Annotated in this window: 14 protein-coding genes; 7 read left to right on the plus strand and 7 right to left on the minus strand. The window is 67.1% G+C overall.

What is annotated here, in order from left to right:
• The 4 genes from ACNR9W_RS14075 to ACNR9W_RS14090 all read right to left on the minus strand — a co-directional run bounded on the left by ACNR9W_RS14075 (position 1) and on the right by ACNR9W_RS14090 (position 4292).
• A complete protein-coding gene (locus ACNR9W_RS14075; RefSeq protein ID WP_419270141.1) occupies positions 1-522 on the minus strand; it encodes a rod shape-determining protein MreD in 522 nt (173 codons plus the stop codon).
• Positions 519-1457 carry a rod shape-determining protein MreC gene (mreC, locus tag ACNR9W_RS14080; protein ID WP_419270139.1) on the minus strand — a complete coding sequence of 313 codons (939 nt, stop codon included), beginning with the start codon at positions 1455-1457 and terminating at the stop codon, positions 519-521. Before mreC ends, ACNR9W_RS14075 begins: the two co-directional genes overlap by 4 nt.
• Before the next feature lie 25 nt (positions 1458-1482).
• Positions 1483-2517, minus strand: a complete 1035-nt coding sequence (locus ACNR9W_RS14085; RefSeq protein ID WP_111299754.1) for a rod shape-determining protein — start codon at positions 2515-2517, stop codon at positions 1483-1485.
• A gap of 212 nt (positions 2518-2729) precedes the next feature.
• Positions 2730-4292, minus strand: coding sequence for a 2-isopropylmalate synthase (locus tag ACNR9W_RS14090; RefSeq protein ID WP_419270137.1), 1563 nt, complete (start codon positions 4290-4292; stop codon positions 2730-2732).
• 392 nt (positions 4293-4684) lie between these two features.
• Between ACNR9W_RS14090 and ACNR9W_RS14095 the strand changes: the two genes are divergently transcribed.
• The 3 genes from ACNR9W_RS14095 to fucP all read left to right on the plus strand — a co-directional run bounded on the left by ACNR9W_RS14095 (position 4685) and on the right by fucP (position 8110).
• A complete protein-coding gene (locus ACNR9W_RS14095; RefSeq protein WP_419270136.1) occupies positions 4685-5119 on the plus strand; it encodes a universal stress protein in 435 nt (144 codons plus the stop codon).
• A 35-nt stretch (positions 5120-5154) separates the two neighbouring features.
• Positions 5155-6699: an alanine/glycine:cation symporter family protein gene (locus ACNR9W_RS14100; protein ID WP_419270134.1), complete on the plus strand. Its 1545-nt coding sequence runs from the start codon at positions 5155-5157 to the stop codon at positions 6697-6699.
• 133 nt (positions 6700-6832) lie between these two features.
• Positions 6833-8110 carry an L-fucose:H+ symporter permease gene (fucP, locus tag ACNR9W_RS14105; protein WP_419270132.1) on the plus strand — a complete coding sequence of 426 codons (1278 nt, stop codon included), beginning with the start codon at positions 6833-6835 and terminating at the stop codon, positions 8108-8110.
• Between the two features lie 4 nt (positions 8111-8114).
• On the opposite strand, the gene ACNR9W_RS14110 is transcribed toward fucP, so the two are convergent.
• The 3 genes from ACNR9W_RS14110 to ACNR9W_RS14120 form a co-directional block, all read right to left on the minus strand.
• Positions 8115-8807 carry a CDP-alcohol phosphatidyltransferase family protein gene (locus ACNR9W_RS14110; RefSeq protein ID WP_419270130.1) on the minus strand — a complete coding sequence of 231 codons (693 nt, stop codon included), beginning with the start codon at positions 8805-8807 and terminating at the stop codon, positions 8115-8117.
• A gap of 49 nt (positions 8808-8856) precedes the next feature.
• Positions 8857-9588, minus strand: a complete 732-nt coding sequence (locus ACNR9W_RS14115) for an SseB family protein (protein ID WP_419270128.1) — start codon at positions 9586-9588, stop codon at positions 8857-8859.
• A gap of 97 nt (positions 9589-9685) precedes the next feature.
• Positions 9686-10135, minus strand: coding sequence for an outer membrane protein assembly factor BamE (locus tag ACNR9W_RS14120; protein WP_419270126.1), 450 nt, complete (start codon positions 10133-10135; stop codon positions 9686-9688).
• A gap of 143 nt (positions 10136-10278) precedes the next feature.
• On the opposite strand from ACNR9W_RS14120, the gene ACNR9W_RS14125 reads away from it, so the two are divergent.
• The 4 genes from ACNR9W_RS14125 to ACNR9W_RS14140 all read left to right on the plus strand — a co-directional run bounded on the left by ACNR9W_RS14125 (position 10279) and on the right by ACNR9W_RS14140 (position 13374).
• Positions 10279-10809: a YceD family protein gene (locus ACNR9W_RS14125; protein ID WP_419270124.1), complete on the plus strand. Its 531-nt coding sequence runs from the start codon at positions 10279-10281 to the stop codon at positions 10807-10809.
• A 255-nt stretch (positions 10810-11064) separates the two neighbouring features.
• Positions 11065-11271, plus strand: coding sequence for a 50S ribosomal protein L32 (gene rpmF / locus ACNR9W_RS14130; RefSeq protein ID WP_090742511.1), 207 nt, complete (start codon positions 11065-11067; stop codon positions 11269-11271).
• A 22-nt stretch (positions 11272-11293) separates the two neighbouring features.
• The gene (gene plsX / locus ACNR9W_RS14135; protein WP_419270122.1) at positions 11294-12403 is read left to right on the plus strand and encodes a phosphate acyltransferase PlsX; all 1110 of its coding nucleotides are present in this window, start codon (positions 11294-11296) and stop codon (positions 12401-12403) included.
• The gene (locus ACNR9W_RS14140; RefSeq protein ID WP_419270120.1) at positions 12400-13374 is read left to right on the plus strand and encodes a beta-ketoacyl-ACP synthase III; all 975 of its coding nucleotides are present in this window, start codon (positions 12400-12402) and stop codon (positions 13372-13374) included. The genes plsX and ACNR9W_RS14140 overlap by 4 nt, the downstream gene beginning before the upstream one ends.
• The last annotated feature ends 5 nt before the right edge of the window (positions 13375-13379 follow it).

Genomic DNA, 13379 nt, shown 5'->3' on the forward strand with positions numbered 1-13379 from the left:
CTATGCGGCTTCGCCGTGGCCGATGCGGCGCAGCCCGATCAGCCAGCGCGCGCCGAAGACCACGACCGGATAGGCCGCCACCGTCGCCAGATATTGCAGGATCACCTGCCCAAGCGCGGCGACCGGCACCACGAACAGGACCTGGACGATCCGATAGCCCAGCATCATCAGCCCGATCAACATGGCGACCCGCAGCCATTCAACCATGAATGGCTGGTCGCGCCAACGGGGCTCGCGCGCCCGTGCGGCCTCGGACCCGATCAGCACGACGGCGGTCCAGAGGCCAAGCGGCCGCAGCAGCAGGACGTCCTCGATCAACACGGCCAGCAGGATGACCGGTACCGCCAGCTGGTCGGGCCGGCGCAGCACCCAGGCCAGGATCAGCGCCAGCCCCAGGTCGGGCCCCGGCCAGCCCATGATGCCTTCCGACAGGGGCAGCAGGCGGATGAACAGCAGCAGCATGGCCAATCCCAGAAACAGGATCGTGCCGATGATGAAGTCCCGGCTTGGCAGCTGGATCATGGCGCGGTGCCGGGGTCCAGCGGGTCCGTCGCGGAGGCCGCCTCGACGGGGGAGGCCGGCAGCTGCGGGCCCATGGGGCCGTCCAGGTCGGATCTGATCACGGCGCCGGCCTCGACCACCGCCTCGGCGGGATGGGACCGCAGGACCCGCAGGAACTCCAGCCGGCCATAATCGGCGGCCATCCGCAGCCGCATCCGGCCATCGGTGCCCTGCGCCACCTGGCCGACCAGCAGGCCGGGCGGGAAGACGCCGCCATCGCCCGAGGTCACCACCCGGTCGCCGGGCCGGACATTGTCGCCGGTCTCGATGAATTCCAGCAGCGGCAGGGGGGTGTTGTCCCCGGTCAGCAGCGCCCGTTCCCCGGTCGGCTGCACCGTCACCGGCAGCCGCGACGAGGGATCGGTCAGCAGCAGGACCCGGCTGGTGCGGCTTCCCACGCCCGAAATGCGCCCGACCAGCCCCAGCCCGTCCATCGTGGCCCAGCCCTCGACGATCCCGTCCTGCGCGCCCACGTTCAGCAGCACCGATTGCCGAAAGGCCGAGCCGCTGTCGACCATCACCACCCCGGTGACGCTGGTCAGGGCCGGATCGATGCGGACATTGTTCTGGGCCAGCAGCTTGGAGTTTTCCTGCTCCAGCTGCACCGCGGCCTCTTTCCAGGCGGCCATGCGCTGCAATTCGCGCCGCAGCTCCTGGTTCTGCTCATAGATGCGGGCATAGCTCTGGAAGCCGGCGACCATCTGGGTGACGCGGGCGACCGGGATCAGCGCCCATTCGAAACGCGGCACGATGCGGTCGATCATCGCCGTCCGCATCTGCTCGGCGCGCGGACTGTCGATGCGCCAGAACAGGAACAGCGCCAGCAGCGCAAGCGCCACCAGCGCGATCAGGACGCGCCGGACGGGGGTGGCGAAATCGGGACCCTTGCGCGCCATTCAGGCGGCCTCGCGCGTTCTTTTGTCAGCTGTCGTAGTCGATGACGTGGCGCAGCTGCTTTTCGAATTCAAGCGCCTTGCCGGTGCCAAGCGCCACGCAGCTCATCGGCTGGTCGGCCAGGCTGATCGACAGGCCCGTCTGCTCGCGCAGCGCCAGGTCCAGTTCGCCCAGCATCGCGCCGCCGCCGGTCAGCATGACGCCGCGATCGACGATGTCGGCGGCCAGATCCGGGGGCGTCGCCTCCAGCGCGACCATCACCGCCTCGCAGATCGCCTGGACGGGCTCGGACAGCGCCTCGGCGACCATCGCCTGGCTGATCTCGATTTCCTTGGGGATGCCGTTCAGCAGGTCGCGGCCGCGCACCATCAGCGTGGCGCCGCGCCCGTCGTCCGGCATGCGGGCGGTGCCGATGCTGGTCTTGATCCGCTCGGCGGTCGATTCCCCGATCAGCATGTTCTGGTTGCGGCGCAGATAGTTGATGATCGCCTCGTCCATGCGGTCGCCGCCGATGCGGACGGACCGGGCATAGACCACGTCGCCCAGGGACAGCACCGCCACCTCGGTCGTGCCGCCGCCGATGTCGACGACCATGCTGCCGGTGGGTTCGGTGATGGGCATTCCGGCGCCGATGGCCGCGGCGATCGGTTCGGCGATCAGGCCCGCCTTCCTCGCGCCGGCGGACAGGACCGACTGGCGGATCGCACGCTTTTCAACCGGGGTCGCGCCGTGGGGGACGCAGACGATGATCTTGGGCTTGGAAAAGGTCGTGCGCTTGAACACCTTCTTGATGAAGTGCTTGATCATCTGCTCGGCGCTGTCGAAATCGGCGATGACGCCTTCGCGCATGGGACGGATGGCCTCGATGCTGCCCGGGGTGCGGCCCAGCATCAGTTTCGCGTCCTCGCCCACGGCCAGGACCTGACGCTTGCCGTCCTTGACGTGGTAGGCCACGACCGAGGGCTCGTTCAGGATGATGCCCTTGCCCTTGACATAGATCAGCGTGTTCGCCGTCCCCAGGTCGATTGCGATGTCGGTTGAAAACAGTCCGCCGAATGCCATGCCCGTGTCCCTTTTTCGCCGGTTGGCCCGGCCTGCCCTGTTTTGATGTTCCGGAAGGGCAGGTGCCCTGAATCGCCCTGTCAGGCATCGCTCCGTATAGAGCGGGACGTCCCACCCGGAAAGCCCAGATGCACCTCCGCGCCAGCAATCGCAGGTTGCTGTCGGCCAAAGAACAACAGCGGCGGGATGTGCCCCGCCGCTGTTGGCTGTTTTCAGTGCGAATACATGCTGATCTGCTTGGCATCGCTGTCACGGCCGGTCATCGCGCGGCGCAGGATCAGCCGGTTCAGCGCGCCGACATAGGCCTTGACCGAGGCCAGGATCGTGTCCGTGTCGGCCGCTTGGCCGGTCACGATGCGCCCCTCCTCCTCCATGCGGACGCTGACCGTGGCCTGGGCATCGGTGCCTTCGGTCACGGCATGCACCTGATACAGCTGCAGCCGCGCGGCATGGGGAAAGATTTCCTTGACGGCGTTGAAGCAGGCATCCACCGGACCGTCGCCGGTCGTCTCGGCGCGCTTTTCCACGCCGTCCACGATCATCGTCAGGTCCGCCGACTGGCCGTCGCTGCCGCAGATCACGCGCAGATGCTTGACCTGCAGGTGGTCGCTGTCGGTGTTGGCCGCGGCATCCAGGACCAGCGCCACGATGTCGTCGTCATAGACCTCCTTCTTTCGGTCGGCCAAGGCCTTGAACCGCACGAAGATGTCCTTCAGCTGGTTGTCCCCCACCTCGTATCCCAGGTCGGCCAGCTTGGCGCGCAGGGCCGCGCGGCCCGAATGCTTGCCCATGGCGATGTTGTTCTCGGTCAGGCCGATATCGGCGGGGCGCATGATCTCGAAGGTCTCAACGTTCTTCAGCACGCCATCCTGATGGATGCCGCTTTCGTGCAGAAAGGCGTTCTTTCCCACGATGGCCTTGTTGAACTGGACCGGGAACCCCGACACGGCCGCCACGCGGCGCGAGATGCCGATGATCTTGGTCGTGTCGATGCCCGTCTGATAGGGCATGATGTCGTTCCTGACGCGCATCGCCATCACCACCTCTTCCAGTGCGGTGTTGCCGGCGCGTTCGCCCAGGCCGTTGATGGTGCATTCGATCTGGCGGGCCCCCGCCTCGACCGCGGCCAGGGCATTGGCGGTCGCCATGCCCAGGTCGTTGTGGCAATGCGTGGCAAAGACGATCTGATCCGCGCCGGGCACCCGCTCCAGCAGCATCGCGATCAGGGCGGCGCTTTCGCGCGGCGCGGTGTAACCCACGGTATCGGGGATGTTGATCGTCGTGGCGCCCGCCTTGATGGCGATTTCCACCACCCGGCAAAGGTAATCGTGTTCGGTCCGCGTCGCGTCCATGGGCGACCACTGCACGTTGTCGCAGAGGTTGCGGGCATGCGTCACCGTCTGGTGGATGCGGTCCGCCATCTGGTCCATGTCCAAATTCGGGATCGCCCGGTGCAGCGGAGAGGTGCCGATGAAGGTGTGGATGCGCGGGCGGCGGGCGTGCTTTACGGCTTCCCAGCAGCGGTCGATGTCAGGCAGCTGCGCGCGGGCCAGGCCGCAGATCACGCTGTGCTGCGCCTGACGCGCGATCTCGCTGACGGCGGCGAAATCGCCCTCCGAGGCGATGGGAAAGCCCGCCTCGATGATGTCCACGCCCATCTCGTCCAGCATCTGGGCGATTTCCAGTTTTTCGGCATGGGACATGGTGGCGCCGGGCGACTGTTCGCCGTCGCGGAGCGTGGTGTCGAAGATCACGACGCGGTTCTGATCGGTCATCTGTCTGTCTTTCTTACGAGGTCTTCGGGAGGGTCCGGGCGCTGACCTGACTGAGCGGCGGCCCGGAAGACCCGCTCAGCGCAGCGTAAGAAGCAGCAGACCACGGAGATGCACGGCCAGGCGCGCACCCTGAGGTGCGGTCGTGGCAGGGGCGATATGGAGCATCCGGGTCATGGCCGCGACTATGCCGTCCCGGCGCCGGCTTGAAAAGACCAAACCGTCATGTTTCGGGACTGCGTCAGGACGGGGCAGCCGCGCGTCCGTTAGCGGCAACGGCGCATCACCGGACAGGCCACGGGATTGTAGCGACACATTTTTGCTGGTCCTGACCGGGCCTCGTGCCTATCCTTCCGGCACCAAACCACAACGATAATCAACAGATGGGGGCACAAATGTCACGCAAGATCGTCGTCGGCTTCGACGGCAGCGAAGCGTCGTTACGCGCGCTCGACTTCGCCATCACCCGCGCCCAGGCACAGGGCGACAACATCCTGATCGCCCATGTGCTGGAATGGTCGCCCTACAGCTTTCTGACGCCGAGCGAGGTCGAGGAACGCCACCGCCGCCGCACCGAGGAACTGCAGCGCGCCGAGACGGCGATCCTGACCCCGGTGGTCAAGCGCGTGGAGGAGGCCGGGATCCCCGTGGCCACCGCCCTGCGCTATGGCCATATCGCCGAAACGCTGTGCCGGATCGCCAAGGACGAGGGGGCCGCGATGATCTTCATCGGTCGCATGGGCGATTCGGGCTTTGCCTCGCGCATCTTCGGGTCGGTCGCGGCCACGCTGGCGCAGGTGGCGCCGGTTCCCGTGGTGATCGTGCCATGACGCGCCGCGGCTCCAGAACAACAGGGACAGGAACAATGAAACAACAATGGAACGCGCCGGCACTCGCGGCGCTGGCGACGGGCCTGGCCGCCGCGCCCGCCGCGGCGCAGGGCATCGACGAGACCGTGAACCAAGTGTTCGCCAATTCGACGGGCTGGTTCGTCAGCCTGATCTTTTCCAACTTCCCCGGCACCAGCTTCCCCTGGATCGTGGGCTGGCTGGTCATCGCGGCCACCGTCTTCACCCTCTATTTCGGCTTCGTCCAGTTCCGCGCCTTCGGTCATTCCATCGCGCTGGTGCGGGGCGACTATTCCGACCCGAACGATGCAGGCGAGGTCAGCCATTTCCAGGCCCTGACCACGGCCCTGTCGGGCACGGTGGGCTTGGGCAACATCGCGGGCGTGGCCGTGGCCATCGGCATCGGCGGGCCGGGCGCAACCTTCTGGATGATCCTGGCGGGCCTGCTGGGCATGGCCTCCAAGTTCACGGAATGCACGCTCGGCGTGAAATACCGCAACGAATATGCCGACGGCACCGTCTCGGGCGGGCCGATGTACTACATGACCAAGGGCTTTGCCGAACGCGGCCTGCCGGGCGGCAAGTTCCTGGCGGTGATGTTCGCGATCTTCTGCATCCTGGGCAGCTTTGGCGGCGGCAACATGTTCCAGGCCAACCAGGCCCATGCGCAGATCATCAACGTCGTGGGCGACTATCCGGGCTGGATCACGGGCGTGGTCATGGCGGTCATCGTCTTTCTGGTCATCGTCGGCGGCCTGAAATCCATCGCCCGCGTGACGGAAAAGATCGTGCCCTTCATGGCCGCGCTTTACGTCATCACGGCGCTGATCATCATCGCCATGAACTACGACATGATCGGAGAGGCTTTCAGGCAGATCTTCGCCGGCGCCTTCACCAATGACGGCGTGGTCGGCGGCGCCATCGGCGCGCTGATCCAGGGCTTCCGCCGCGCCGCCTTCTCGAACGAGGCGGGCGTGGGTTCCGCCGCCATCGCCCACAGCGCCGTGCGCACCAAGGAGCCGGTGACCGAAGGCTTCGTCTCGCTGCTGGAGCCGTTCATCGACACGGTCGTGATCTGCACCATGACCGCGCTGGTCATTATCATCACGGGCCAGCTGGTCGCCGACCCCACCACCGGCCTATTCGTGCTGAACGAAGCCGGCACCCAGATCCAGACCGTCACCGGCAACAGCGGCGTCGCGCTGACCTCGGATGCGTTCAGCAGCGCCTTTGGCTGGTTCCGTTACATCCTGGTGCTGGCGGTGGTGCTCTTCGCCTTCTCGACCATGATCTCGTGGAGCTATTACGGCCTGAAGGCCTGGACCTTCCTCTTTGGCGAAGGCCAGACCAAGGAACTGATCTTCAAGGTCATCTTCTGCCTCTTCGTGGTCATCGGTGCCTCGGCGGGCCTGGGCCCGGTCATCGACTTCTCGGATGCGGCGATCTTTGCCATGGCGGTCGTGAACATCATCGCGCTCTACCTGCTGATGCCAATCGTGAAGGCCGAGATGAACAGCTACATGTCGCGGCTGAAGTCCGGCCAGATCCGCAAGTACGAATAAGCCGTTCCACCCGTTGCTCCCAAGGGGCGGGCGCCATCTGCGCCCGCCCCTTTTTCATGCCGTTTGGCGGTTTCCGTTCCCTGCATTCTGTGCAACGAGGCCCCGGCTGAAGATCGCCAAGGAAGACCCCGCCATGACCCCGCCCCCCTTCGTTCATCCGGGTATGCGCCTGCCCTTCGCCCTGCTGGTGACCTGCTTCGCTGCGTGGGGCATCGCGGCCAACATGACCGATCCGCTGGTCCAGGTTTTCTCGCGCATCTTCTCGATGACGACGCTGCAGGCGTCCTTCGTGCAGTTCGCCTATTACGGGGCCTATTTCCTGCTGGCGCTGCCCGCGGCCTTCATCAACCGGCGCTGGTCCTACCGGACCGGGATGCTGACCGGGCTGGGCTGCGCGATCCTGGGCGCCTTCATGTTCTATCCGGCCGCGCAGGCGATGACCTTCGGGTTCTTCCTGATGGCCCTGTTCCTGCTGGCGGGCGGGCTGTCGATCCTGGAAACCTCGGCCAATCCCTTCGTCATGGCGATGGGCCCCGAGGCCAACAGCACCCGCCGCCTGAACCTGGCCCAGGCCTTCAACCCGGTCGGCACCAATATCGGGGTCTTCCTGGCAGCGACGCTGATCCTGCCGCAGCTTAACACCGCCAGCGCCACCGACCGCGCCGCCATGGCGCCCGAGACGCTGCGCGCCGTCCAGCAGGCCGAGCTGCAGGCGGTGATGACGCCCTATGTCGGCTTCGCCTTCGTGCTGCTGGCGATCTGGGTCGCCATCGCGATGATGCGGATGCCGACGCCGCGCGAACAGGTAGGGGACAGGGCCAGGCCCCTGGACTTCACGGGCACGCTGCGGCGGCTTTTGTCCAACCGCCATTACGTCTTCGGCGTGCTGGCGCAGTTCTTCAACGTGGCGGCGCAGACCTGTGTCTGGACCTTCACCATCCAGTATGTCCTGGCAGCCCTTGGCGGGACCGAGGCGCAGGCCGGCTGGTATCTGCAGGCCAGCCTGATCGTCTTCCTGATCGCCCGTTTCGTCATGGTGGGCGTGATGGGCGTGATCCGCCCCGCCCTGCTGCTGGCGGTCATGGCCCTGGCCGGCACGGGGCTGTGCGTCTTTGCGGCGACGGGCCCGGGCGTGGCAGGGGTCTGGGCGGTGGTGGCCTTGTCCGCCTGCCTGTCGCTGATGTTTCCCACCATCTACGGCATCGCGCTGCACGGGCTGGGGGATGACACCAAGTTCGGCGCGGCCGGACTGGTCATGGCCATCCTGGGCGGTGCGCTGATGCCGCTGGTCCAAGGCGCCGTTCTGGATGCGCAGGGCGCGGTCCTGTCCTATATCGTGCCGGGCCTGTGCTTCCTGGTCGTGGCGACCTATGGCGCCTTCGACCTGCGCACCGCCCGGCAGGGCGGCTGAGCGGTCAGCGCCGTTCGGGGATCAGCTGCTGGGCGGCACCGGCCAGGAGCAGCCAGACCGAGGTGATGACCAGCCCCCAGATCGCCCAGCTGGACGGGTGGAAATCGACCCAGGCCGCGCGGCCGGCAAAGACGACCCAGAGCACCGCCATCGGCAGAGAGATGGCGCGCCAGCGTTCCGTCCGGACCGGGTGGATGAACTTGATATTGGTGAACATGGCGATGCCAAGCGCGGTGACGATCCCCAGGATGACCGTCCAATGCGGCTGCACCGCGAACAGGACCAGGATGACCATGTTCCAGCAGCCCGGAAAGCCCGCAAAGGAATTGTCGCGGGTCTTCATCCGCGTGTCGGCGAAATACACCACGCTGCCGAAGACGATCACGATGATCGCGAACCATCCGGTCCAGCCCGACAGCAGCCCCGACTTGAACAGGGCGAAGGCCGGGATGAACACATAGGTCAGATAGTCGATGATCAGGTCCATCAGCACGCCGTCATAGGCGGGCCAGTTCCTGGTGACCTCGTAGCGGCGGGCCAACGGGCCGTCGATCCCGTCGACGCCAAAGGCAAAGACCAGCCACAGGAACATCAGCGCCCATTCGCCGTCCACGGCAGCCAGCATGGCCAGCATCGACAGGACGGCGCCGCTGGCGGTGAGCAGGTGGACGAGCAGGGCTTTGTGACGAATATCCATCGCGGATTTGTCGCAGGTTGGGCGGGCGGGTGCAACCGGCCTTGGCACCTCAGCGCAGGATCGGGGGACCTTTGGGCAGGGGCGCCTGGACCTCGGGCTCGGGCAGGGTCAGGTCGAAAAGCAAGGCGCCCGCGGGGGCGACCGTCTCGGCAAAGCTGATATCGACCCCGCCGGGCTGCGGCGGAAGGAAGGCCAGCGCCTCTGCCATTGCCTTGGCGATGGCAGCCTGCCGGTCCGGCGGGGCGCCCGCGATCAGCAGAAGGTGGCCTTGGGCGCCCGCGATCCCCACCAGCGCCGCGCCGGCGATCAGTCCGCGCAGGTCGGCCAGCCTTTCGCCCAGGGGCGCGGACAGCGCCGCCGCGACCTCGGCCGAGGGCGCGGTCAGGGTCATCCGGGCCTCGGCCTCCTCCGGGCGGGCCTCCAGCGCGCCGATCAGCCAATCCAGCATGCCGGCATCCAGCAGCATCTCGGACGGATGGCCCGGGTTGACCAGCAGCCCCGCGCCATCGGCCTTCAGCAGCCCCGCCAGCACCCGTCCCGGCATGGCGGCATAGGCGGTGGGCTGGCCGAAAAAGCCCGCCAGACGATCCTCGCTGTCGCAGGCCAGGGCGACGCGGGCGCCCTCCAGTTCAAAGATCTGCAGCTCGACCGCGTCCCGGACCGGCTCGCGCAGCAGCGCCACCGCAAGTTCCGTATCCGCCAGCCGCGACAGCATCCGGGCGCGCTGCGGCGCCTCGGCATCGTGGAAGGGAATGGGGGCAAGATCATCCAAAGCGGTCATGGCGCGGCCTCTTCCGGGGGTCTGCCCCTGCCCTAGTCCGGCCGCCCGGTGCAGGCAAGCGGCATTGCCCCGCCCGCCGACCGCCGGACGCCTGGGATCAGTCGATGAAGTCGCCCGCCTGGAAATTGCCGAGGTTGCCCAGCAGCTGCCCGACCAGCGAGATCTCCGTCACGCTGCCGTCGGTCACGCGGCGGGACAGGGTGACGACGCGGCCGCGCTCCAGCCCGAACCGTTCGACATTGCTGACGACGCCGCCTTCGGCGAACGAGATCGCGACCACCTGGCGGTCGATCTCCTCGGGGGCGGCGGCGCCCATGCGCCGCCAGCGCGAACCGACATAGTACCAGCCCGACCCCGTCAGCAGGCCCTGCGCCGTCGGACGGCCGATCAGGCCAGGCAGGTCGTCCATCGTCGTCTGGCCCACCGCGACCTGCGCCAGCTCGGTCTCGGGCGGGACATAGCCGTGGTTGCGATAGATCGGCGTGCAGGCGGCAAGCCCCAGGACGGCCAGAAATGCCAGTGTCATCAGGCTTCTGATGGCGGTCATGGGGGTGGTCCCTCCTTGGGGCGGTTGACGCGGCCCGCCCTGCCTAGCAAACTCGGCCACCCGGCTCAAGAATATCAATCCGCCGGCCGCCGCCCCTGCGCCGGACCGCCGCCCTCCTGCCCGCCCCAGACCCCCGAGGCCCCATGACCGCACCCGAACAGCATCCGCAGCGCCTGCGCGTGGCGCATCTCAATCCCAACAGCCCGACTCCCTTTCACCTCCGCCCGGACGAGCCGACCCGCACCGCGATCGCCCAGGAACTGGGCGTAGACGCCCTGTCGCGGCTGGATTTCCGCGGAGAGATGCGCGCCCATGGCAGCGACGGCTGGCTGCTGACCGGCCGGCTGGCGGCACGGGTCACCCAGCCCTGCGTGGTCACGCTGAAGCCGGTGCGCAGCGACATCGACGAGCCGGTGCGCATCCAGTTTACCCCCCATGCCCGCGCACCCGAGGCCGAGGAGATCGAGATGCCGGACGAGACGGTCGAGCCCCTGGGCAGCTTCATCGACCTGACGGCGATCATGATCGAGGCGCTCAGCCTGGGTCTGCCGGAATATCCGCGCGCGGAAGGCGCGGGCCTGGCCGCACCGCAGCCCGAGGAACCCGCCGCCGATACGCGCCGGCCCTTTGCGGGGCTGGACAAGCTGCTGCGCGGCGAGAGCGGCGAATCCTGAAGGAGGCGGCCGGTCATGGGCGTGGCCCTGGCGCCACAATGCGGCGGCGATTCTGCCCGAACAGCAGAAAAAAACGGGAAATCGCAGCCACAGCGGGGCAAATGAGGCCGGAACGCGGCGCAATTCATCCCGTCCCACGGCCACGAGGGCTTGCGGGCGCGGCTGTCATGGCGTATCTGCGCGGTTCATTTACGAATTCAAATCTCCGGTGCCAAGGCGTCACGACGCAGCACCCTGACAAACCGAGGTGGTGACATGGCTGTCCCTCAGAATCGCGTAACCCGGTCCAAGCGCAACATGCGTCGCGCGCATGATGCTCTGGTCGCGGGCAACCCGAACGAATGCTCGAACTGCGGCGAGCTGAAGCGTCCGCACCACGTGTGCCCGTCCTGCGGCCATTATGCCGACCGCGAAGTGATCGCGCAGGCGAACGAGATCGACCTGGACGACGACGCGGCCTGATCACGGTTCGCGGCACCTCTTCATGACCGTCGAACCCGCGATCACGCCGGCACCGCGCGCCCTCGAAACCGGGGGCAGCGTGGTGATATCGGTTGACGCCATGGGCGGCGATCGCGGCCCTGCGGTCGTGGTCGCCGGCATGGCCGAAAGTGCCGAGAAGAACCCCGAGATCCAGTTCATCGTCCATGGCGACGAGGTCCAGCTGCGCAGCCTGATCGGCAAGCGCAAGGCCTTGGCAGGCCGCTGCGACATCCGCCATGCGGGGTCCGTCGTGACCATGCATGACAAGCCCAGCCAGGTCGTCCGCAAGGGCGAGGGCAGTTCGATGTGGTCCACCATCGAATCGGTCAAGCAGGGAGAGGCGCAGGTCGCCGTGTCCTGCGGCAACACCGGTGCGCTGATGGCGCTGTCGATGCTGCGCCTGCGCAAGTTGCCCGGCGTGAACCGCCCGGCCATCGCCTGCCTGTGGCCGTCGCGCAACCCGCAGGGATTCAACATCATGCTGGACGTGGGGGCGGATATCCGCGCCGATGCGCATGATCTGCTGCAATATGCGCTGATGGGGGCTTCCTATGCCCGCAACGGCCTGGGAGTCAGCCAGCCGCGGGTCGGCCTGCTGAATGTCGGCACCGAGGAGCACAAGGGCCGAAGCGAGCTAAAGCAGGCGCATGACCTGATCGAGGCCGCGGCCGATTCCGGAAATTTCGACTATGTGGGCTTCGTCGAGGGGGGCGATCTGCCCTCGTCGCGCGTGGATGTGATCGTGACAGACGGCTTTACGGGCAACGTTGCCTTGAAGACCGGCGAGGGGACCGCCAAGCTTGTAGGAGACTTCCTCAAGGACGCCTTCTCGAATTCGATCATGTCCAAGTTCGCAGCAGTTCTGGCGATGTCCTCGCTCAAGCGCCTTCAAAAGCGGATCGACCCGCGCCGCGTGAATGGCGGCATCTTCCTGGGCCTGAACGGGACGGTCGTGAAATCCCACGGATCGGCCGACGCCACCGGCGTCTCGGCGGCAATCAAGCTGGCCTTCACGCTGGCCAAGTCGGGCTTTCAGGACCGGCTGGCCGCCCGCGTGGCGCAAGGCGCAGCCGCTTCGGCCAGTGCGGCCGAGACAGGAGCATCCACGTGACCCGTCGTTCGGTCATCCGCGGCACCGGCCATTACCTGCCCGAAAACGTCGTCGAGAACAGTTGGTTCGAAAGCCGGCTGGACACCAGCGATGACTGGATCCGGTCGCGCACCGGGATCGAGCGGCGCCACTTTGCCGCCGAAGGCCAGACCACCAGCGACCTGGCCATCCGCGCCGCCCGCGCGGCGCTGGACCGGGCTGGCATGACGGCTGCGGATATCGACGGGATCATCCTGGCGACCTCCACCCCCGACTTCACCTTTCCGGCCGTGGCCACGATGGTCCAGTCGGGCCTGGGGATGTCGCGCGGCTTTGCCTATGACGTGCAGGCCGTCTGCGCCGGCTTCGTCTTTGCACTGGCCAATGCCGACGCGATGATCCGCGCGGGCCTTGGAAACCGCGTGCTGGTCATCGGCGCCGAGACATTTTCCCGCATCATGGACTGGACCGACCGCGGCACCTGCGTGCTCTTTGGTGACGGCGCCGGCGCGGTGGTGCTGGAGGCGCAGGAGGGCGCGGGCACCAGCGACGACCGCGGCATCCTCTCCTGCGACCTGAACAGCGACGGCACCCACCGCGAGCTTTTGTACGTGGACGGGGGCGTCTCCTCGACCGGCACGGCGGGGCAGCTGCGGATGCAGGGGAACCTGGTCTTCCGTCATGCCGTCGAAAAGCTGGCCAAGACTGCCCATACCGCGCTGGACAAGGCGGGGTTGACCGGGTCGGACGTCGACTGGCTTGTGCCCCACCAGGCCAACATGCGCATCATCACCGCCACGGCCCAGAAGATGGGCCTGCCCCTGGACAAGGTCGTCCTGACGGTGGCGGATCACGGCAACACCTCGGCGGCCTCGATCCCGCTGGCGCTGTCGGTCGCGGATGGTCGTGGCCAGTTCAAGCCGGGCCAGGTGCTGGTCACCGAGGCGATCGGCGGCGGGCTCAGCTGGGGCTCGGTCGTCCTGCGCTGGTGACGGCG

The organism is Paracoccus sp. T5, assembly GCF_048538155.2.
Taxonomy (GTDB): domain Bacteria; phylum Pseudomonadota; class Alphaproteobacteria; order Rhodobacterales; family Rhodobacteraceae; genus Paracoccus.

Bases quoted from the DNA above. Each gene is read 5' to 3' on its own strand.
- ACNR9W_RS14075 (WP_419270141.1), bottom strand. From the start codon at position 522: ATGATCCAGCTGCCAAGCCGGGACTTCATCATCGGCACGATCCTGTTT.
- mreC (WP_419270139.1), bottom strand. From the start codon at position 1,457: ATGGCGCGCAAGGGTCCCGATTTCGCCACCCCCGTCCGGCGCGTCCTG.
- ACNR9W_RS14085 (WP_111299754.1), bottom strand. From the start codon at position 2,517: ATGGCATTCGGCGGACTGTTTTCAACCGACATCGCAATCGACCTGGGG.
- ACNR9W_RS14090 (WP_419270137.1), bottom strand. From the start codon at position 4,292: ATGACCGATCAGAACCGCGTCGTGATCTTCGACACCACGCTCCGCGAC.
- ACNR9W_RS14095 (WP_419270136.1), top strand. From the start codon at position 4,685: ATGTCACGCAAGATCGTCGTCGGCTTCGACGGCAGCGAAGCGTCGTTA.
- ACNR9W_RS14100 (WP_419270134.1), top strand. From the start codon at position 5,155: ATGAAACAACAATGGAACGCGCCGGCACTCGCGGCGCTGGCGACGGGC.
- fucP (WP_419270132.1), top strand. From the start codon at position 6,833: ATGACCCCGCCCCCCTTCGTTCATCCGGGTATGCGCCTGCCCTTCGCC.
- ACNR9W_RS14110 (WP_419270130.1), bottom strand. From the start codon at position 8,807: ATGGATATTCGTCACAAAGCCCTGCTCGTCCACCTGCTCACCGCCAGC.
- ACNR9W_RS14115 (WP_419270128.1), bottom strand. From the start codon at position 9,588: ATGACCGCTTTGGATGATCTTGCCCCCATTCCCTTCCACGATGCCGAG.
- ACNR9W_RS14120 (WP_419270126.1), bottom strand. From the start codon at position 10,135: ATGACCGCCATCAGAAGCCTGATGACACTGGCATTTCTGGCCGTCCTG.
- ACNR9W_RS14125 (WP_419270124.1), top strand. From the start codon at position 10,279: ATGACCGCACCCGAACAGCATCCGCAGCGCCTGCGCGTGGCGCATCTC.
- rpmF (WP_090742511.1), top strand. From the start codon at position 11,065: ATGGCTGTCCCTCAGAATCGCGTAACCCGGTCCAAGCGCAACATGCGT.
- plsX (WP_419270122.1), top strand. From the start codon at position 11,294: ATGACCGTCGAACCCGCGATCACGCCGGCACCGCGCGCCCTCGAAACC.